This is a genomic window from Chitinophaga varians (assembly GCF_012641275.1).
GTDB classification, from domain to species: domain Bacteria; phylum Bacteroidota; class Bacteroidia; order Chitinophagales; family Chitinophagaceae; genus Chitinophaga; species Chitinophaga varians_A.
In genome coordinates, this window is the sequence record NZ_JABAIA010000002.1 from 1,756,261 (window position 1) to 1,777,751 (window position 21,491).

Here is a 21,491-nt window from a genome sequence, read left to right on the forward strand (position 1 = left end):
CAGCTCATGCAACGTATTGCCAGATATAAATTCATTTTGCTCTTAGGAGCGGTACTGGGGTTAGCTTCCTGTGACAAAGACTTTGAAGCGCTCAACGTAAACCCGAATGCTTCCGAAAAACCAAATATTGATTTGCTGTTCACGCAAAGTCTGCTGAAAGGTAACCTGCCATTGGACCGTGCTTATTTCTTCACCTCGTACCTGCATAGCGGCACCTATATCCAGCACTATGCCATCGCCAAGGAGATGGCCGGGTCCGGCGCCGGTGACAAATACGCCGTCAATGATTTCTACCAGAGCTTTTACTACCGGAACATCTATACGAATACGATGACCACGCTGGCCGAGATCATCGAAGCAGCGCAGGCGCCGGAGAATGTGAACAAGCTCGCGGTGGCCCGTCTCTGGAAAGTATTGCTCATGCAGCGTATCACTGATCTTTATGGTGATGTGCCTTACAGCGAGGCTACCCGCGGTAAATCCAATCTCTTCCAGCCTAAATACGATGCGCAGGAAGATATCTATGCCGCGCTGCTGAAAGAAACGGAAGACGCTATTAAATCATTCGATGCTTCCAAAGCCACCTTTGGCAATGCGGACCTGATCTATAAAGGCAACATCGCCCAGTGGAAAAAATTCGGCTACTCCCTGATGCTGCGGCTGGCCATGCGCACCACCCGCGCTACCAGCACCAAAGTGATCGCCAAAGACTGGGCACAGAAAGCAGTGGCCGGCGGCGTGATCACCGATGCGGCAGACAATGCAGTGGTAAGATATTCCAACGGTCCGCAGACTTATAACAACAATCCCATTGCTTTTGAACTGGTAAACCAGGACTATGTGCCTTCTTCCAAAGGCGCCAGCAACCAGGAATGGGGCAAGTTCAGCAAAACATTTATCGATTTCCTGAAAAACCATAATGATCCGCGGCTGGGCGTAGTATCTGTGGTATGGACCAATGGCAACCCGGATACTACCGCCGCTTTACAAAAAGGCATGGCCAACGGTACCGATGTGAAACCGGCCAACCCCGCTTCTTATTCAGAACCCAATCCGGCAACTATCCTCAACTATGCTTCACCGCTGCTGGTGATGACCAATGCGGAGATGAACCTGCTACTCAGTGAAGTAGCGCTGCGTGGCTGGAGCTCCGGTGATAAAGCACAGCTGTATGCCAACGGTGTGACCGCTGCCCTGCGCAACTGGAGCCTGTTTGGCGCTGCGGGCACCATCGCGCCGGAACGTATCAGTCAATATGTGACAGATAACGCCCTGAATACCGGCGGCTCCTTTGATGCGCAGATGGAACAGATCCATACCCAGTTCTGGGTAGCGCTGCTGCTCGACGAGCAGGAGGCTTACGCCAACTGGCGTCGTACCGGTTACCCGGTACTGGTGCCGGTGAACTACACCGGTAATGTAACAGGCGGCACTATCCCGCGCAGGCTGCCTTATTCGCAGACAGAACAGGGTATCAACGGGCCCAACTACAACGAAGCCGTAAAGAGACAAGGACCAGATTTATTAACAACCAGAATATGGTGGGACAAATAATCATGACAAGAGTATTCCTGTTTTCTGTACTCATAACGGTTCATACATGCCTCCTCGCACAAGGAAAAAGGGTTGCCGCTCCGGCAGCCCTGATTCCTTTACCGGTGGCTGCCTCCTGGACAGCTGACAGCGCTTTTATTACCGCCCGCGCGGCAATAAAGGCCATGCCCGGCCTGGAGCAGGACGCAGCGTTGCTGCAATCGTATATGCAGGCCGTTAGTGACCGCCCGGTAAAAGGACGTACAGCCGCTGCCGTTAGCCTGTCCATCGATTCACTGGCGGTAAAACAGCCGGAAGGATACCTGTTGCACGTAACGCCGCAGCAGGTGACGCTGACGGCACATGATGCAGCGGGTATCGGTCATGGTATCGCTACGCTGCGGCAGCTGTGGAAACCGGCAGCCGGCGGCGGACTGGTATTGCCGGGAGCGATGATCACGGACTATCCCCGCTTTGGGTACCGTGGCATGCACCTGGACGTGAGCCGGCATTTCTTTTCGATAGACTATGTCAAAAATTTCATTGATCAGCTGGCGTTGTATAAGTTCAACAATTTCCACTGGCATCTGACGGACGACCAGGGATGGCGCATTGAGATCAAAAAATATCCCCGCCTGCAGGAAGTGGCGGCCTGGCGCGATCAGACCATGATCGGGCATAAGAAAGAGCTGCCGCATCGTTTCGACGGTAAAAAATACGGCGGCTACTACACGCAGGAGCAGGTGAAGGAAGTAGTGGCCTATGCCGCCGCCCGGCACATTAATGTAATTCCGGAAATTGAGATGCCCGGCCATGCGCTGGCCGCCATGGCGGCTTATCCGTCGCTGGGCTGCACCGGCGGCCCTTATAAAACCGCTCAATTCTGGGGCATCTTCGATGATGTGTTCTGTGCGGGTAAGGACAGCACCTTCCTCTTTTTACAGGACGTGCTGGATGAAGTGATCGCCCTGTTCCCTTCTTCGTATATTCATATCGGTGGTGACGAATGCCCGAAGGTGAGATGGAAGCAGTGTGCTGCCTGTCAGCAACGCATGAAGGCGGAACACCTGGCTGATGAAGACGCCTTGCAGAGTTATTTCATCCGCCGTATCAGCGATTATGTGAACAGCAAAGGGCGCCGTATCATCGGCTGGGACGAGATCCTGGAAGGAGGGCTGGCGCCGGGCGCCACGGTGATGAGCTGGCGCGGCGTGGAAGGTGCGGTGATGGCCGCCAGGCAACAACAGCAGGTGATCATGACACCGGAAGATGAATTGTATTTTGACCACTACCAGTCATTGTACCCTGAGGAGCAGACCGCGGCGGCTGGTTATACGCCACTGGAAGCGGTGTATGGTTATGAGCCACTGGTGGCTGCCGGTGATACGGCGTTGCTGCCTTATATCGCAGGCATTCAGGGCGGCATCTGGAGTGAATATCTGTCTACGGAAACCAAGGCCAACTATATGATCTATCCCCGGTTGCAGGCGACGGCCGAAAGGGCCTGGTCGCCAGCAACCGTGAGGGATTACAACCAGTTCACACAAAGGCTCGCTGCGTTGACGGGTGACCGTTATACCACCTATAAAGAGATCAACTACCGGTTGGACAGCCTGGCCCCTGGCAGTCTGTACGTGAGCCTGCACGCACATCAGCCGGGCGCGGTGGTCCGTTATACAACAGATGGGAGTGTGCCCGTTGCCGGTAGTCCGGCGTATAAGGGCCCTGTTCATATTAGCCGCAGTGCCGTGTTGCAGGCGCAATTGTTTGTGCAGGGCAAACCGGTAGGGCGGTTGTTCCGTCAATCGTTTGAAATCTGCAAAGCTACCGGCGCGCAGGTAACATGGCAGCAACCGCCCAATACCAAATATACCGCTGCGCCTTCATTGCTGGTAAACGGTATCGCCGGCACGCACCGCTTCAATGACGGGCAGTGGCTGGGCTTCTCGGCCCGGGACCTGCAGGCGACCATAGACCTGGGCAACGTACAGGAAATAAAGCTGGTGGGCGCCAATGTGCTCAACTATCACTGGCAGAAAATGTGGGCGCCTGTGTCGCTGGTGTTTGAAGCATCTTCAGACGGTAAAAGCTTTGAGCGTATAGCCGTGGCTGATAGTTTCCCGGTAAATGGCATTAATGCCGTACGGTTGACCGTAAAACCGGTACAGGCGCGGTATATTAAAGTGACTGCCGTCAACAGGGGCGTGGTCCCTGCCGGCGAATATGGCGCCGGAGGCAGGGCTATGTTGCTGGCAGACGAAATTATTGTTAACTGATGCTGTGCGTATTGATTCCACGTTAGCATTACATTTTATACGGCATGGCATTTTTGATCGTTGTTTTATGCATCCTGTTGCTGATGGTACTGGTAACACTGGCCAAATGCAACGTCTTTGTGGCTTTTCTGATTGTGTCCGCGCTGGCGGGCTGGTGGCTGGGCATGCCGTTACAGTCCATTACCGGCGCCATGCAGAAAGGCATCGGTGACACGATGGGCGGGTTATTGATCATTATCATCCTGGGGGCCATGTTGGGCAAGCTGGTGGCGGAGAGCGGTGCGGCGCGGCAGATCGCGCAGACGCTGATCCGTTTATTCGGTACGCGTTACATACAGTGGGCATTGCTGGTGGCTGGCTTTATTATCGGCATCCCGTTGTATTACGGTGTGGGCTTCGTGTTGCTCGTTCCCTTGATATTTTCTGTGGTCTACCAATACAAGCTGCCGGCGGTATATATCGGGTTACCCACGCTGGCGGCTTTGTCTGTCACCCATGGCTTTTTACCGCCGCATCCCTCGCCGGTGGCGCTGGTGACACAGTTTCACGCCAATATGGGACTGACGCTGATATACGGCCTGATAGTGGCTGTGCCGGCCATCGTAGTGGCGGGACCGTTATTTGCCCGTTATCTGAAAAAAATACCGGCGTCGCCATCTCCTCTTTTTCAGTCGCAGGAAAATCAGGCGCAGGTTTTGCCTGGAGCAGTGAACAGTTTTTTAACGGCCTTGTTGCCGGTATTATTGCTAGTTATCACCACCGGGGTGTTGCATACCACCCCGGTGAATTCGCGGCTGCATGGTTTTCTCTCTTTTGCCGGCGATGCATCGGTAGTGATGCTGTGTTGTTTGCTGATCGCCACTTTTTCGCTGGGCATCGCGCAGCGGAAGTCGCTGAAAGATATCATGAACATATACGCAGAATCGGTGAAAGACATTGCCATGGTAATGTTGATCATAGCAGGGTCGGGCGCGTTGAAGGAAGTGCTGGCCGGTAGCGGCGTGAGTGCACAGATAGCCGGGGCCATGAGTTCCTGGCATATCCCGGTGTTGGTGCTGGGCTGGCTGATGGCCGCCGTTATCCGCGCCAGCATTGGTTCCGCTACGGTGGCCGGGCTCACGGCCGCAGGTATGATGGCGCCGTTTATTGTCACGGGGCAGGTAGATCCTAACCTGATGGTACTGTCGATAGGAGCGGGCAGCCTGATGTTCTCACATGTCAACGATGCCGGCTTCTGGATGTTCAAAGAGTACTTTAACATCAGCATAAAAGACACTTTCCTGTCGTGGTCCGTGATGGAAACTATTGTGGGCGTCATGGGCCTGCTGGGGGTACTGGCGCTCAACGCGCTGATTGGTCATTAAAGCATTTATTAAACCAGAATATATGGAAAACAAAGCAGCAGAAAAATTAAAAGCATTAGGCCTGGAATTACCACCGGCGCCAACGCCACTGGGCGTGTACAAACCTTTCCTGATTGACGGGAAGTATCTTTATCTGTCTGGCCACGGACCGGTGCAGCAGGACAAGTCGCTGATCATTGGCAGGATAGGCAGTGAGATGGACATGGAACAGGGTAAACTGGCTGCACGGCAGGTGGGCCTGACGATGTTGTCTACCATCAACACACATGTAGGTTTGGAGAAAGTGAAAAGGGTGATCAAAGTGTTGGGCATGGTCAACTGTACACCGGAGTTTGAACGGCATCCTTATATCATCAATGGTTGCAGCGAACTGTTTGCCGCCATCTGGGGCGAAGAAAACGGTATCGGCGTACGCAGCGCCGTGGGCTTCGGTTCCCTGCCCGACAATATCCCGGTAGAGATAGAAGCCTTGTTTGAATTGTATTAAGATGGCTGCAGCAGATGCCGGGGAAAATATTATCTTTCCCTTAAAATTTGGATCATGCAAAAGCGGGATGGAACAACAGCAGTCAGGCTGGCGGCTTTCGGTGAATTTCTGCTGAGGCTTCACAGCAACAGCGGTAAACGTTTCGGTCAGTCAGACGGATATATTCCTTTTTACGCCGGCGCGGAGGCCAACGTATGCGTACTGTTGTCCCGCCTGGGCATATCCACGGAGTATATCACCCGGGTGCCGGACAACGATCTGGCCGCAACAGGACTGCAACAGCTGCGTGGCCATGGCGTAGGCACCGGAAGGGTTGTCTGTGGCGGCGACAGGCTGGGGTTGTATTTTACCGAATCCGGTAACGGCATACGCCCCGGGCGTGTGATCTATGACCGTGCCGGTTCCTCTTTCGCCACTTTGCAGCCGGGGGATATCGCCTGGTCATCTGTACTGGCAGACATCGATGTGTTTCACTGGTCCGGCGTGGCTGCCGCATTGTCCGCCAGCAGCGCCGCTGTTTGCGCGGAAGCGCTGGAAGCAGCAAGTGCAGCAGGTCTTACCATCTCGTCAGATTTTAACTACCGTGCCACGCTCTGGAAATACGGGCAGCACCCTTCTGCTGTGATGCCTGCCTTATTGCAACACAGCGATATGACCGTGGCCGATCTGGACGCAGTGAACGTATATTACAATATTGAAACAGATAAACAGCTCCCGCCGGAGAAAAGATTTGAACAGTGCTATGATCAGTTGCGCCGGCATATGCCGAAGCTGAAAACACTGGCCATGAGTTTCCGGAAAGTACAGGGCAATCAGCTGGTGTATTTCGGGGCGCTCGCACAGGGCGACCAGTATTATTTTTCAGAAGGATTTACTGTTCCGCAGGTCACCGACCAGATAGGCGCCGGCGATGCTTTTACCGCAGGTGTTTTGTTTGGCGTCATCAACCAGTACCCGCCACAGCGTATCATCGATTTCGCTGTAGCCTGTGGCACGCTCAAACAGAGCATCCACGGCGACTGGGCACTGGTGAATGAACGGGAAGTGACCGACCTGATGGCCAACGGCCCTTCGGGAAGGATAGTACGATAACTACTTTTATTATGTTTACGATTGATGCACACCTCGACCTCAGTATGAACGCCCTGGAATGGAACAGGGACCTGCGGCAGCCGGTAATGGCCATCCGCAGCCGGGAGGCAGGTCTACAGGATAAACCGGACAGGGCTAAAGGCGTAGTGGCTTTTCCCGAGCTTCGTAAAGGAAATATCGGTCTCGTAGTGGCCACGCAGATAGGACGTTATGTGGCGCCTGACAATCCTTTGCCGGGCTGGCATTCGCCTGAGCAGGCATGGGCACAGACACAGGGGCAGCTGGCATGGTACAAGGCCATGGAAGATGCCGGTGAAATGGTAATGATCAAAGACCTGCCTGCATTGGAACAGCATATCGCCCTGTGGAACGATGGCACGCCCAATGACAACAAACCCATTGGATATATCCTGAGCCTCGAAGGAGCCGATTCACTGGTAACGTTGGACCACCTGCACAGGGCTTATCAAAACGGCCTCCGTGCCGTAGGGCCCGCCCACTACGGACCCGGACGTTATGCCAACGGTACCGACGCTACCGGCCATCTGAATGAACAGGGACGCCAGCTGGTCCGGGAGATGGAAAAGCTGAACATGATACTCGACGCCACCCACCTGTGCGACGACGCTTTCTGGGATGCCATGGACATCTTCAACGGCGCGGTATGGGCCAGCCATAACAACTGCCGCGCACTGGTAGACCACAACCGCCAGTTCAGCGATGATATGATCAAAACACTGGTGCAGAAAGGCGCTGTCATAGGAGGCGCACTCGATGCCTGGATGATGGTACCGGGATGGGTACGGGCACAGTCTACCCCTGAAGGCATGCACTGCAATCTCGAAAAACTTATTGATCACATGGACCATATCTGCCAGATTGCCGGCAACTCCCTGCATGTAGGTATCGGTACAGACCTGGACGGCGCTTTCGGAAAAGAGCAATGCCCTTATGATCTGGAAACGATCGCAGACCTGCAGAAGTTACCGGATATGTTGTCCGGAAGAGGCTATAAGGCCGCAGATATTGAAAACATCATGCACGGGAACTGGTTACGGTTCCTCCGTCATGCCTGGAAATAACGCACGCGGATTAAAAAAATTACAAAAGCGCGAAGCCATACAGCTTCGCGCTTTTGCGTTTATTATTTTGTTAGCAGGCGAAGCGGGGCCTTCGTCCCCGTGAGTTTCAGAACGTTGGCCTGTTTGCTGGTCATCCATGCCGGAAGCGGAGCGCCCTTCAGGTAATAGCTGAAAAACTCCAGCATGCGTGTGTTATAATCCAGCGCAGGCTTGTCGAAGATACTATGGCCCTGTCCTTCATATTGCAGGAAATAAACCACCTTGCCCATGCGCCTCATACCGGTGAAAAACTCAATTCCCTGCCCTACGGGCACATCACCATCGTCCATATTATGCATGAGTAGTAAAGGCGTTTGTATTTTATCGATGTTGAACACGGGAGAGTTCTCCAGGTACAGGTCCGGCCTGTCCCACAGTGAAGCGCCGATACGGTCGCGATATAACTCGTACTGGCCCTGTCTGGAATATCCGGAGCCGATGATAGAGCCGTATGCGCTGACGAAATTAGTAAAGCCGGCGGCTGAACAGGCGGCCGCGAAACGGCCGGTATGCGTGATGATGTAGTTGGTCTGGAAGCCGCCGAAGCTGTGCCCCTGAAGGCCCATCCTGCTGGAGTCCACATAGGGCAGCTGTACCAGCCTGTCAGCAGCGCCCATCACCGTATTCAGGGAACTGCGGCCCGGATACCCTATTTCAAAATGTACATCGGGCGTAAAAACGAGGAAGCCGTTGCTGACGAAATAGGGAATGTTCATTGGCCCCATACTGGGTTCCGGCCGTATATAAAGGTGCAGGCACTCACTGATCTTCTCATAATAGTAAAAGATAACAGGATATTTTTTTTGTGGGTCGAAGTTCTCCGGTTTATACAGGATGCCCTGTGCCGCTTTCCCGTCGCGGGTTTTAAAGTTTACCAGTTCGGTCGTCAGCCAGTTGACCTGCCGTTCAGGGTGAACGTCGCTGATCGCATCAAAATGAACAAAGTCTCTCGTAACATAAATATTGGGCGCGCTGGAGGCATCCATTTTCTGCACCAGGTATACGGCTGCATTTTTTGCTTTGACGGGGGCGGCGCGCATAAAATATTTGCTTTCTTCCGGGCCTGTGATCAAAGCCGGTTCCATGCTGAGTTTGCGAAGTTTTCCGTTGGTGATTTCATAGAAACCGTCTTCTTTGGTGGCGCGGTTGAAAGCGGTCAGTAAAATGGATTTGCCGGTATGTTCGTTAGCCGGAAAGGCAAAACGGAATACGATGTTATTAGTTTTTCCATAACCACCTGTTATGTTAACAGGTGCTGATTTGCCGGTGAGGTCAATCTGGTAAATATCATATTGGTCACACAGGTATAGTATTGTTTCGTCCTTATTGAAACCGCCAAGCGGGAGATTGAGATAAGGTGCAAAAGGGATGTCGTCATTATCGTAGGTGGTCCAGTTGGCGGATATGCCGGCGGTGATGTTCTTACGTTCGCTGGTGGCAATATTGTAGCTGAAATAGTTTTGCTGCTCAGCATCGAAATAGATGATCCACCTGCCTTGCGGCGAGAGGGTGTACGAAGCGCTGTTGCGGTCACCGGCGGTGGTGATCATTTTTCTGGAGCCATCGGTCAGGTTGACCAGCGTCCGGGACGACAAGGCTGCTTCATTCCAGTTCCATTCTCCTTTGTGGGCAAGTGTTTTATCGAGTAGCTGATAGTTGTTGTGTGGATTGTAGGAGCCGGGATAATAGGCTGCCATGTAGAAGGTAGATTCGTCATTGTCCTGTGTCTGAAGGATGGTATTATTATGGAGATACCAAATTGCCTGGCAGCGGAGCGGTTCATTGTTGTCATGGAGCTTGGTGTCGAGGAAGGTGCGCAGGTGCAGTTTCGCAGGATTAGGCGTATCAGGCGCAGGTTTGGGGGCGGTCAGCGTACAGAAGATAAAAGAGCCGTCACTGCTAAACCTGTCGAAGTTGCTGAATGTCAGCCGGTCGTTGATCTGCATGCGCGGAGTGGCCATAATGGCTTTTCCTGTCTGATCGCGGTGGTAATACCAGCAGGAGGGCGCCTGTTCTTTGTTGACCGTCATAAAAACACACTGCGTTCCTTTTTCATCCGTGATAATGTTGACGGGTTCTTTTCCCGTATAAATTTCCCGGGTGTTATGATCGGAGAGGTCTACCGTCCGGATAGTATAGGTGTTGGTGTCTGCCTTACTTTTAAGAAAAAGGAGGTGTCCGTTGCCACTGGTAGCATAGTCTGTAACCTGATCGTAGTGGTAAGCCTTGCCGGATGTCAGGTTACGGACTTCGAGGTGGTTATCTGTTTTTTGAATGGCCAGCCATCCGGTGTCTGTTTGTTGAAACAGGGAGAATTTTTTTACCGATGCTATCTTTTCTTCTTTTGAAGTGCCCAATGTTACTAACAGGAGGTGGTTGTCCGTCAGTTTTGTGACCGCCAGTTTGCTGTCGGCCGTAAAGGCAACAGGCTGAAATGCCAGCAGCTCTTTTTTCCAGGAATGATCGATGGCCTGTATGACCTGTGTGGCTTGTCCGGGCGGTTGGTTGTAGATATAAAAAGACGCGTACCGTCCGTTGTCGCTGATTTTGGGATTGAGGGCCAGGTTCCAGGTGGTGAAGTCTGTGTCGTTGAGCGGGCGCTTTTGCGCGTGGGTACTGACGGAAAACAGGAGTACAAAGAAGGCAAGGTATCGTTTCATGGGTTGGAACAGGTTTGAGGGAAAAGCTGTTACAATGATAGGTATTTCGTTATCATCTTATTTTATAAACTGGCAACCGAAACCGCTGAAACCATGAAGGGTTACAAGGAAATTATCCGGGCGGAAAAGAGGGGCATCAGGGGGTGGCTGGTTGTCATGATAACTATATGGTAGGGGAGAAGGTGCGTCCGGAAGCAGGTTGATCAGTTCCATCCTCTCAAATCCAAAGAATCCGGGTTAAAATTTGTTTTTCTTGATAAATTATTTATCTTCAAAAGGTCAAAATCTCAAAATAGCCGCTTTCCGATATGTCTATGTTCAACTTATATAAATCAGGATCTGAATCTGCCAATTCCCATCACCCTTAAGTCTATACGCTGAAAATCCGCCCCATGGCGTTACTGCTTGGTTAAAGACAGGGGAGGGCCTTATGAAATTAATCAGATATGAAAAAGAAAACAATTGACCTGGCGAAAAAACTGACCCTCGCCAAAGCAACGGTAGCCTCCCTGACGGTAAAACAGCAGGTAGGATTAAAAGGTGGCCGTCTTTCCACCAATTGCGACACCTATGATCCGCAATGGACCTGCGAGTCCCATCCTCGTCCAACGAATGTTTGCATGTAGTGATGGCTGTTAACCCGGCATCAACGATGGTAAACCCGATTTAACCCGTAAAACCCTGTTATGAGAAAAAGAAAAATTGCCCTCGGCAAGAAATTGTCCCTGAACAAAGCTGCCATTTCCACGCTGACCGTACAACAGCAGGCTGTTGTAGGTGGCGGGCCTTTTACTGTGATGCCCCGCTGCATCGAGACAGTAGTCCAAACCTGTATCACGTATATGCCTGGGCAGGACCAATGCTACATCTGCCCTGAAGCTTAATTTTTAACCCGGAAAATACCCCTCCACAGAGGGGTATGACCTCCCTCAAATCAAACTGCATATGAAAAAGAAAAAAGTCACACTCAGTAAAAAACTGCAACTAAAAAAAGATTCAGTAGTAGAACTTACCGTAACCCAACAAGCAGGCGTAGCTGGCGGAGCGCCGTTGACCCGGACCACCCGTTGTTGCCAGGCCACCACTGTTTCTTTCTGCGAGCTTTGCTGATTTCTGCTGTTTTCTGATACGGTAACCAAAATTCAATATCCGTTGTATGAAAAAGAAAAAAGCTGATCTCCGTAAAAAACTTTCGCTGAATAAAGCGGTAGTGGGGGCGTTGGCCGCGCCGCAGACAGCACTGTCACAGGTGTATTCCTGTGTTACCTGCTGGACCGTCTGCTGCCTCACAGAGCCCGAAACATACTGCGTTGGCGAATGCAGAGTACCCTGATTTTTTAACCCTCCTGTAATCTTGATCTTATGAAAAAGAAAACACTGACGCTCAGCAAAAAGCTGTCACTGAAAAAAGAAGCGGTTGCATCGTTAAACCCGCAACAGCAAGCCAAAATCGCCGGTGGTATGCCCAGAACGATGTTCAGCGTTTGCTGTGTGGACACCAATGAGGCTACTTGTCCTGATGACTGCGTAGTATACACCACCCGTGGGTGCGGACGCGCTTGATTTTTTATTTGAAATCCTTATCAATAAACTATCACAATTATGAAAAAGAAACTGGCACTCAGTAAAAAGCTGTCACTGAAAAAAGACGCCGTTGCAACCTTGAATGTGCAACAGCAAACCAAAATCGCCGGTGGTGTTCCATTGACCTGGTGGAGCGCCTGCTGTGAAAACACCCGTGAGGTAACCTGTCCTGAAGGCTGCGTCCGGACTTCTCAACCAACTGCATAAATTTTCCCAAAACCCGGACATACTATCGGCCGTAACCGCGGACGGCTAAGACCTGTGTCCACCTAAAACCCACACGATCATGAAAAAGAAAACACTTCGACTGAGCAAAAAACTGCTCCTCAAAAAAGACACCGTTGTAACACTGAACCAACAAGAACAGGCAAAACTCGCTGGTGGAGCCCCCATCACCTGGTGGAGCGCATGTTGCGTGGAAACTGATGAAGTGACCTGCCCTGCCGGTTGTGTAAGAACAACCAGATAATCTCCTCACAGCCGAACATCCGCCCCATGGCTACAGACAGGGGAGGGCTTATTTTTCTGTTCACCCATATGAAAAAGAAAAAAATCGATCTCAGCAGAAAACTGCTACTGAACAAAGAAACTGTCGCATCATTGAACGAATCCCAGCAGCAGCATCTGGTGGGAGGCGCCGTTACGCGCGATATCGTTTGCACTGAAGATACACGTGCTATCTCCAGTTGCAGAGCTACGCGTCCGTCGCCTAACTCACCCTGCTGCCAGATACCCTGATGGTAAAAGGGTATCGGTCACCGGATGACCAGGGAGAAACTCCTGCATGAGCACACCCCCTGTCTCCGTTCTTTTCCCAACAGGGAAAGCCCGTCTTTCCCTGTTGTACACCATTAAATCTATGCTGCCAAATGAATAATACCGCCACTCAGTTAAGATACATCTATCATGACCTCATTCCCATGTTACGGGAACGTAAATACGGAGCCGACTATAACACCAGCCTGTTCAAAGGACCCTGGGGCGCCCTGTTGTTCATGTTTTATTACGAGCAGTATGCCGACGACCAGGCGGACAACGCCACCGCACTGCTGGAGGAAATATATGCTGAATACGCACCGGAAAAAGGAGACAATTACTCCTTCTGCAACGGCCATACCGGCCCTTTCTGGCTGCTGGAACACCTTACCCGCCACGAATTCCTGGACCTCGATATCAATGAACTGGCCTCCGATTTCGTGACAGCCACTATCCTGCAAAGTAAATTCCACCTCGAACACCAAAACTATGACTTTCTACATGGCAGCTCCGGTATGTGCAACTTCCTCATCAGGTTCGCCGGCCGCCCCGATGTGGCCGAACACCTCGAATATTTTGTACAAACCCTCTGGAACAACAGCGTCATGACCGACAAAGGCCGCAGCCTGCCTTTCTTCTATACGCACGATAAACCCGAAGGCATCTTCTGTAACTCCTTCAGCCTCGCCCACGGCTCCTGCTCCCTGCTGATTATTGTAGCAAAAATATACGAGGCCGGTATCGCACAGGAACTGTGCCACCGCCTTATCTCAGAAAGTATTCCGTTTATCATGGAACATAAAAATACTTTTACCGATGACTCCCTTCATGCCCTGTACCCGGCCATCCTGGATGGCAAGTCAACCCAAAGCCGCCTATCCTGGTGCTACGGCGATCTGAACGTGGCCATGATGCTGTGGTATTGTGGTAAACTGTTCAACGAGCAACTGTGGAAAGAGGAAGCACTGCATATCATGCGTTACAATATGCGCCGCGATACCGACGAAGCCGCCGGTATCATGGACAACTGCCTGTGCCACGGCTCCGGCGGTATCGCCGCTTTCTACCGCAGATTCTGGTTTGAAACACAGGACGAAGCCTTCCTGCAATGTGCCAATCACTGGCAGGAGAAAGCGGTCGAAAAAATCACTTTCCCGGAAGACCATAGTAAACACGGGATTAAAATGTGGCTGGGAAAAGACAAACAGTGGGAATACGTATGGGACCTGCTGGACGGCAGCAGCGGCGTAGGACTGTCTATGCTGTCACAGCTGCACTCACAGCCGCTGCCATGGGACGAGTGTTTTCTGCTCTCCTGAAAATTATTGTAAACATCTGCAAAAGGAACGACTATGGCCTTATCACATACAGGATTTTTCCTATTAAGAAGCCCGCTATACCCGGTGAACAGGTATCGTGACGTGTTGGAAGACAGCCTCCAGGAGCTGGCAGACAAGAACCCGCTGTTCCTGTACGCCCTTTGCATCGCCTCTGGCGACCTGCTCAAAGAGCTGGAGAGATTCCTCAGTGATCCGGCGTCCTTCAACAAGAAGAAGACCGACAAGCTGCGTAAATCGCTGTATAAATACTGGGTGCGCGCCTGCTCCCGCAGCACGCCCTATGGACTCTTCGCCGGTTGCACCACCGGCACCATCGGCGCTGATACCCAACTGCTGCTCAATGATATGAAAGACGCCTATCAATACGTGCGCCTCGATATGGACTACTATACCCGTATCTGTAATCATATCAGCCAGCAGCCGGACATCAGCATGGCATTACGCTATTATCCCAATAACAGCATCTATAAAACCGGTGATAAATACCGCTACGCGGAATATACCATCAACAACAACAGGCGCAAATACCTGCTCACCGCAGTGGAAGATTCGGTGTTTATGACCGCTATCATCCGGGAAGCCGCCGCCGGCCTGACGATCGCACAGATCGTACAGGTGATACACGAGCAAGACCCCTCCGTGACGGAAGAAGAAGCCACCGGCTTCGTCCGTGAACTGATAGAATCACAATTGCTCATCGCAGACACCGAGCCACGAATTACAGGTGAAGACAACCTGCAATCCCTCACAGACCGCCTTTTATCCATCCCCGAGGCCAGTACCTTCCGCGACGCGCTGCTTGCCCTGCAACAGCTGTTCCGGCAGCAGGACTTTGAACGCTCCCGCCTGGCCGCCATCCATCAACAGTGTGAAACCGCCTTCCCCGTCAGCATCCCCAAAGACCTGCTGCAAATAGACCTGTTCAAGACCGCACAACAATGCCAGTTGAGCGAAACGCTGGTCAACGATATCCTGTCACAGGTACATAGCCTGATGGCGCTCTGCCTCGGCTATTCCAAAGGACAATCGGAAATGTCGTCTTTCATGACACGTTTCATGGAACGCTATGAATCACAGGAAGTGCCGCTCAACCTGGTACTGGACGGTGAAACAGGCATCGGCTACGGCGCCGCTATCGAAAACACCGTGCACGCCCCCTTTGTGGAAGATGTGGCCGGCGCGCCTGCCAGCGAAAACCAGACCGTGAACTGGTCGCCGCTGCAACAACTCGGCCTCGACAAATACGAACAGTTTTTACAACAGGACCTCTCGGAAGTGGCCATCACCGACGAAGACCTGCAAAAACTCGGCGATCCCGAAACGGTGAATATGGCCCGCAGCTGCTACCTCTTCGGCAGCCTGCTGGGACCTTCCGCCGAAGCGGCCGATAAAGGCGACTACCGCTTTGCCCTCAACTCCATGGGCGGTCCGTCTGCTGCCAACCTGCTCGGCCGCTTCTGCAACGGCGACGAAGTGCTGACAGAAAAAGTGAAAGCCATCCTCGATGAAGAAGCCGCCGCTTACCCCGACCTGGTCATCGCGGAAGTAGTGCACTTCCCCGAAGCCCGCGCGGCCAATGTGCTGATAAGGCCCACCCTGCGCCCTTATGAGATACCCTATATCGGCGTGGCCGGCACACCGGAAGAATTCCGCATACCGGTGGCCGATATCATGGTGTCTGTCAGACAGAATGAAGTGGTCCTTAGAAGCAAACGGCTCAACAAACGCATATTGCCCCGTCTGAGCTCCGCACATAACTACGGTTACAACAGCCTGCCCATCTACAAATTCCTGTGCGATCTGCAACATCAGTCGCTGATCTCCTTCCTGCACTGGGACTGGGGCGTGTTCGCCAACCGCAAACGCCTGCCACGCGTGGTGTATAAAAACATCATTCTCAGCAGGGCCATGTGGACGCTCACCGCCAAAGAGGTGGAACACCTGGGCGATGACGCCGCAGCAAACCAGCGTTTCATTGATCAGTACCGTGAACAGCAGAAAATGCCGGACAAGGTATTGCTCGCCGAAGCAGACAATGAGCTGTTGCTGGACCTCACCGCGCCTGCCGCTGTGGGACTGCTCATCGACCATGTGAAGAAAATGTCGTCCGTAAAACTGAAGGAATGTCTGCTGGCCGAAGAAAGCGGTATCGTACGGGACATCCACAACGGCGAATACGCCCATGAAGTACTGATACCCATGCGTAGCGTGCCCGTGGCGGAAAAAGCGGGTGACAAGCCCCGGCCCGCCACTGCGGCGGCAGCGCCGGCAGCTTTGCCGGAACGCAGTTTTGCCCCCGGCAGTGAATGGCTATACGTAAAAGTATATTGCGGTTTCCGTGTGGCGGAAGAACTGCTGGCCACCTGGTTTGCGGAACAATTGCCGCAATGGCAGGAAGATGGCCTGTTTGAAGATTTCTTCTTCCTCCGCTACGGCGATCCCCTGCCACATATCCGCCTCCGCTTCCGCAACCGCCATCGTCCCGGTAATAATGATGAGATCCTGCACCGCATCCAGACCGGACTACAGCCAATGGTGGACAACGGGCAGGTGTCTAAAATCCAATGCGATACCTATATTCGTGAGATAGAACGCTACGGCGCCGCAACGATAGAGATCAGCGAACAGCTTTTCAGCGCCGACAGCCTCGCCGTACTGGGCGTGGTGAACATGCTGGAAGGCGCAGAAGGAGAGAGCTACCGCTGGCGCATGGCCCTGCGGGGAACAGATATGCTGCTGGAAGATTTCGGTCTCACGCCAACAGAACGCAAACAACTGCTGGCTGGCCTGCGCGAAGGTTTTGCGTCCGAATTCGGCGGTGCCAAAGTACAGCACAAGCCACTCAACGACAAATACCGTAAGCACCAGCAGGAAATCGCTTCTTTCCTGCGCGCCGAAAATGATGAGGCCAACGAAATAGCAGAAGCAGTGGAGTTCTTCCGTCAACGGTCGGCCGTCACCGCCCCGCTGGCAAAGCAGATACGGCAGCATTACCAGAACGACAACCGCTACTTCGATATCCTGGCCAGCCATATTCATATGTTCCTCAACAGGATATTTGTGGCCAAACAACGCAAACACGAAATGGTGATCTATCATTTCCTGGAGAAATATTATTTATCACAACTGGCGATGGAAGCAACACTGAAATAAATGGCTTTTACTACTTACAGACAACTGGACGCGATGGACTGCGGGCCTACCTGCCTGCGGATGGTGGCCAAACACTACGGCCGCGAATATCCGCTCGACTACCTGCGCGAACTGGCCAGCATCACCCGGGAAGGCGTAAGCCTGCTCGGTATCAGTGAAGCCGCAGAAAAAATCGGGTTCCGCACCAACGCCGTGAAGATCACTTTCGAACAACTGGATGAAAATGTGGAACTGCCCTGTATCCTGCACTGGAACCAACAACACTTCGTGGTGTTGCCGCCGCAGGACTATAACCGGCACAATCCCAAAGACAAAATACTGGTGGCAGATCCGGGCCATGGCCTTGTCAAGGTGGACAAAGACACCTTCCTCCACTGCTGGCAGGGCAAACAGACCCATGGCATAGTACTGATGCTGGAGCCGGGAGAGCAGTTCCACCGGCAACAGGCGCCGGAACGCGCAGCCACCGGCTTCCGCTTCCTGTTCAGCTACCTGCGCCCGTACCGCAAATACGTGGTGCAGCTGTTCCTGGGCCTGATACTGGCCAGCCTCCTGTCGCTCATTATGCCCTTCCTCACACAGAGCCTGGTGGACTATGGCATCAACCGCCACAATGTACATTTCGTATACCTGGTGCTGATATCCCAACTGGTGCTGTTTGCCGGCTCCACGGCCATTGAGATGATCCGAAGCTGGATACTGCTGCATATGAACAGCCGTATCAATATCAATATCATCTCCGATTTTCTGATCAAACTGATGAAACTGCCGATCCGCTTTTTCGACAGTAAGATGATCGGGGATATCCACCAGCGCATCGGCGACCATACCCGTATCCAGACTTTCCTCACAGGGACTACCCTGTCAACCTTGTTCTCTTTCGTGAACCTGCTGGTGTTTACCGCGGTACTGGCGGTGTACAGTATGAAAATACTGCTGGTGTTCGTGTTGTTCAGCGCAGCGGCCATTACCTGGATCTTCTTTTTCCTGCGCCGCCGTAAAGCGCTGGACTACCGGCGCTTCCAGCGTATGAGCGACAATGAGAACGTGCTCTTTGAGCTCATCACCGGTATGCAGGAAATTAAACTCAACAACTGTGAAACAGCCCGGCGCTGGGAATGGGAGCATGTACAAGCCGGCCTGTACCGGATCAACGTCAAAAGCCTCGCGCTGGGACAGTACCAGCAAATAGGCTCCGTTTTCTTCAATCAGCTGAAAAACATCCTGATTTCGTTTATCAGTGCCCGTGAGGTGATGAATGGAAACCTCACCCTCGGTATGATGCTGTCTGTAAGCTACATCATCGGACAGATGAACAGCCCGCTGGACCAGCTGTTGACTTTTATCCAGTCCGCCCAGGACGCCAAAATGAGCCTGGACAGGTTGGGAGAGATACACAACCGTCCGGAGGAGGAAACGCGCGACCTGGTGATACCGCCGCCATCACAGTCTGAGGGCAAAGGTGATATCGTGCTCGAAAATGTCTCTTTTCAATACGGCGGCGCAAGATCGCCATTCGTATTGCAGGATATCAACCTCGTTGTGCCGGAAGGAAAAGTGACGGCCATTGTAGGCACCAGCGGCAGCGGCAAAACAACGCTCATGAAACTGCTGCTGCAGTTTTATGAGCCTACCGGCGGACAGATAAAAGTAGGAGAGCATGACCTGCTGGACTTATCACCCAAATGGTGGCGCCGTCAATGCGGCAACGTGATGCAGGACGGGTTCATCTTCTCCGGCACCATCGCCAAAAACATCGCCATCAGCGATGAGACCATTAACAACGAAAAACTGGTGCATGCCGCTGAAATGGCGAACATCCGTCATTTTATAGAAGACCTGCCGCTGGGCTACCAGACCAAAATAGGTAATGCCGGCAACGGCATCAGCGCGGGCCAGAAACAAAGAATACAGATTGCGCGCGCCATCTACAAAAATCCGCATTACCTGTTCTTCGATGAAGCTACCAGCGCGCTCGACGCCAACAACGAACGGGTGATCATGGACAACCTGGATCAGTTCTTCCGTGGCAAGACGGTAGTGGTGATCGCCCACCGCCTCAGCACCGTGAAAAATGCTGACCAGATCATTGTGCTGGACCGGGGCCGCATCGTGGAAACCGGCAACCACGCCACATTGACCGCACGGAAGGGCAATTATTATGAACTGGTAAAAAATCAACTGGAACTGGGAGGATAAATGTTATGCCGGAAAACAAACCGATTAAACGTATTAACGGCCATACACTGCATTCCTCCCTCACCGAGGTGAGGAGCGAGGAGGTACAGGAAATTATGGGCAAGATGCCGCCGTGGATGGTCCGCAGCGGTATCACACTGATCGCCGTAGCGGTGGTGCTGGCCCTCATCGGGGCCTGGTTCTTCCGTTATCCGGACGTACTGCCGATGCCTGTCAGGGTAACGCCGCAGCAACAGTCGTTCCTGGTGAAAGGATATATCCCCGCCGCCGATGCGTGGCGGGTGAAAGCCGGTCAACAGGTAATGCTGCGCCTCACGGCCTACCCGTCAGACACCTACGGCCTGCTTCCCGGCACCGTGATGGCCGACGCTGTCGCGGAAACAGACAGCAGCTTCCTGGTGGAAGTAAAGCTCACACAAGGCATGTTGTCTACCGCCGGTAAACAGATCCCACGGCAACCGGTACTGACAGGAACGGCTGAAATTATGACAGATGATAAAAGCCTGTTGCAAAGAATTTTAGGAAAGGCCCTGGCGCCCCTGATGGCGGATTAATCCGCCATCAGGGGGCGTTTAGCCGTTGTTGTATATGTTTTGTAGATAGATGTTTTTCTCCGCTTGTAGATGTCATGTAGCCCCTGAAAATTGCCGTAAATCCCTAAAGTTTGTCATCTTTGTGCCTGTTTTAACCACACCCTGACAGGATGAAGAACATCGTTTTATTGATTGCATGTTGTCTGTTTGCCAAAGCAGCTGTTGCCCAACAACCTCTTATTGCCTTTGTTCCCGATAAAGATATCCGTGATATCGGCCTGTTTTCAGAAGGCCTTGCCTGGGCGCTGACACCCGGCGGAAGCTATGGTTATATAGATACCACCGGTAAAATGGTCATCAGGCCGCAATTCCGTGAAGCCGGCACCTTCCGCGAAGGATTGGCCATCGTAGGCCAGTCAGTGAACGGCACTATCCGCTATGGGTACGTCAACCGGCAGGGGCGCCTGGTGGTGCCCTGCCAGTATGAAGATGCCTACGACTTCTCTTGCGGACGGGCGGCCGTCAGAAAAAATGATGTCTGGGAGTATATCGACCGTCAGGGGAAAACGGCCCTGGGCCCTGCGTTTATCCGTATAGACTCCATCATCGATAAAACCTACGGTGGCGCCTATACCGAAATAAAAGCCCGGCCGCTTTCATTTCATAACGGCCGTCTGCTGGTAAGAAAAGGAAAACTGCATGGCTTTGTGGATACTGCCGGTCATTGGGTGATTCCCCCTGCCTATGCCTGGGCCCGTGAGTTTTCTGATGGTGTGGCCGTGGTAGCCGGAAAGGAAATACAGCAGGACAGTATGCCCGGCAATAGTGAGCTGGCGCAGTTATACAATAAATTACCCGCCGGGGGACCGGAATATACCACCCTGGTCATCGACAGTACCGGTAAACCGCTCTTCACCACAGCCGTAAAGGGACTGGAAGAATTTGTTGACGGGGCAGCCCTCTTCTACCAGGACGATAAATGGGGGCTGATGGATAAAAAAGGAAATTTTCTGATAGCGCCCACCTTTGCTGACCAGCCTTACCCTGTCTCCTGCGGTGTATTTTTTACTCAGGTAAATGGTAACGCGGAGGGTAACCGTGACGGCTATCTGCAGATATACAATACCACCGGGCAATCCACCGGCAAAACACCGCTCTGCAATGCCGAAGGCCATTGTATATATGACTCCCATCGTGCTTTCTTTGCCGGCCTGATGGCGGTACAGGTGGAAGATAAATGGGGCTTTGTAGACACCACCGGAAAAATGGTGATACCTCCGGTCTATAAAAAAATATCGGATTTTGCCGAAAGTCATGCGGCCGTGAAAACCGCAGACGGAACCCTGCAGGTACTGCGTAACCCTGTTAAATAATGATCAGAAACCCATCGATG

General features: G+C 52.6%; 20 protein-coding genes. 19 read left to right on the forward strand and 1 reads right to left on the reverse strand.

The window, feature by feature from the left end; genetic code table 11:
• Positions 1-6 precede the first annotated feature (6 nt).
• From HGH92_RS21925 to HGH92_RS21950, 6 genes are read left to right on the forward strand one after another with little or no spacing between them, the layout of a single operon-like run.
• Positions 7-1,554 (forward strand): SusD/RagB family nutrient-binding outer membrane lipoprotein, encoded by a 1,548-nt coding sequence (locus HGH92_RS21925; protein WP_168872882.1) that lies wholly within the window; start codon positions 7-9, stop codon positions 1,552-1,554.
• 2 nt (positions 1,555-1,556) lie between these two features.
• Complete coding sequence (locus HGH92_RS21930; RefSeq protein ID WP_168872883.1) at positions 1,557-3,809, forward strand: family 20 glycosylhydrolase; 2,253 nt, start codon at positions 1,557-1,559, stop codon at positions 3,807-3,809.
• Between the two features lie 44 nt (positions 3,810-3,853).
• Positions 3,854-5,173 carry a gluconate:H+ symporter gene (locus tag HGH92_RS21935; protein WP_168872884.1) on the forward strand — a complete coding sequence of 440 codons (1,320 nt, stop codon included), beginning with the start codon at positions 3,854-3,856 and terminating at the stop codon, positions 5,171-5,173.
• A gap of 22 nt (positions 5,174-5,195) precedes the next feature.
• Complete coding sequence (locus HGH92_RS21940; protein ID WP_168872885.1) at positions 5,196-5,660, forward strand: RidA family protein; 465 nt, start codon at positions 5,196-5,198, stop codon at positions 5,658-5,660.
• A 54-nt stretch (positions 5,661-5,714) separates the two neighbouring features.
• Positions 5,715-6,752 (forward strand): sugar kinase, encoded by a 1,038-nt coding sequence (locus HGH92_RS21945; RefSeq protein ID WP_168872886.1) that lies wholly within the window; start codon positions 5,715-5,717, stop codon positions 6,750-6,752.
• Positions 6,753-6,763: 11 nt separating this feature from the next.
• Positions 6,764-7,834, forward strand: coding sequence for a dipeptidase (locus tag HGH92_RS21950; protein ID WP_168872887.1), 1,071 nt, complete (start codon positions 6,764-6,766; stop codon positions 7,832-7,834).
• A gap of 62 nt (positions 7,835-7,896) precedes the next feature.
• Here HGH92_RS21950 and HGH92_RS21955 read toward each other — a convergent pair whose 3' ends face one another.
• Positions 7,897-10,533 (reverse strand): prolyl oligopeptidase family serine peptidase, encoded by a 2,637-nt coding sequence (locus HGH92_RS21955; RefSeq protein WP_168872888.1) that lies wholly within the window; start codon positions 10,531-10,533, stop codon positions 7,897-7,899.
• A 446-nt stretch (positions 10,534-10,979) separates the two neighbouring features.
• Between HGH92_RS21955 and HGH92_RS21960 the strand changes: the two genes are divergently transcribed.
• From HGH92_RS21960 to HGH92_RS22020, 13 genes are all read left to right on the forward strand, one after another.
• Entirely contained in the window at positions 10,980-11,159 is a 180-nt protein-coding gene (locus HGH92_RS21960) for a class I lanthipeptide (protein WP_168872889.1), read from the forward strand.
• A gap of 60 nt (positions 11,160-11,219) precedes the next feature.
• Entirely contained in the window at positions 11,220-11,417 is a 198-nt protein-coding gene (locus HGH92_RS21965) for a class I lanthipeptide (RefSeq protein ID WP_168872890.1), read from the forward strand.
• A 61-nt stretch (positions 11,418-11,478) separates the two neighbouring features.
• On the forward strand, positions 11,479-11,643 hold the full coding sequence (locus HGH92_RS21970; RefSeq protein WP_168872891.1) for a class I lanthipeptide: 165 nt from the start codon (positions 11,479-11,481) through the stop codon (positions 11,641-11,643).
• A 46-nt stretch (positions 11,644-11,689) separates the two neighbouring features.
• Complete coding sequence (locus HGH92_RS21975) at positions 11,690-11,866, forward strand: class I lanthipeptide (RefSeq protein ID WP_168872892.1); 177 nt, start codon at positions 11,690-11,692, stop codon at positions 11,864-11,866.
• Between the two features lie 29 nt (positions 11,867-11,895).
• A complete protein-coding gene (locus HGH92_RS21980) occupies positions 11,896-12,096 on the forward strand; it encodes a class I lanthipeptide (RefSeq protein WP_168872893.1) in 201 nt (66 codons plus the stop codon).
• A 39-nt stretch (positions 12,097-12,135) separates the two neighbouring features.
• Positions 12,136-12,324 (forward strand): class I lanthipeptide, encoded by a 189-nt coding sequence (locus HGH92_RS21985; RefSeq protein ID WP_168872894.1) that lies wholly within the window; start codon positions 12,136-12,138, stop codon positions 12,322-12,324.
• A gap of 79 nt (positions 12,325-12,403) precedes the next feature.
• The gene (locus HGH92_RS21990; protein WP_168872895.1) at positions 12,404-12,586 is read left to right on the forward strand and encodes a class I lanthipeptide; all 183 of its coding nucleotides are present in this window, start codon (positions 12,404-12,406) and stop codon (positions 12,584-12,586) included.
• A gap of 68 nt (positions 12,587-12,654) precedes the next feature.
• Positions 12,655-12,855 (forward strand): class I lanthipeptide, encoded by a 201-nt coding sequence (locus tag HGH92_RS21995; protein ID WP_168872896.1) that lies wholly within the window; start codon positions 12,655-12,657, stop codon positions 12,853-12,855.
• 131 nt (positions 12,856-12,986) lie between these two features.
• On the forward strand, positions 12,987-14,192 hold the full coding sequence (locus HGH92_RS22000; RefSeq protein WP_168872897.1) for a lanthionine synthetase LanC family protein: 1,206 nt from the start codon (positions 12,987-12,989) through the stop codon (positions 14,190-14,192).
• Positions 14,193-14,225: 33 nt separating this feature from the next.
• Complete coding sequence (locus HGH92_RS22005) at positions 14,226-17,366, forward strand: lantibiotic dehydratase (RefSeq protein WP_168872898.1); 3,141 nt, start codon at positions 14,226-14,228, stop codon at positions 17,364-17,366.
• A complete protein-coding gene (locus tag HGH92_RS22010) occupies positions 17,367-19,565 on the forward strand; it encodes a peptidase domain-containing ABC transporter (protein ID WP_168872899.1) in 2,199 nt (732 codons plus the stop codon).
• A 5-nt stretch (positions 19,566-19,570) separates the two neighbouring features.
• Complete coding sequence (locus HGH92_RS22015) at positions 19,571-20,119, forward strand: hypothetical protein (RefSeq protein WP_168872900.1); 549 nt, start codon at positions 19,571-19,573, stop codon at positions 20,117-20,119.
• Positions 20,120-20,268: 149 nt separating this feature from the next.
• A complete protein-coding gene (locus tag HGH92_RS22020) occupies positions 20,269-21,471 on the forward strand; it encodes a WG repeat-containing protein (RefSeq protein WP_168872901.1) in 1,203 nt (400 codons plus the stop codon).
• Positions 21,472-21,491: the final 20 nt, after the last annotated feature.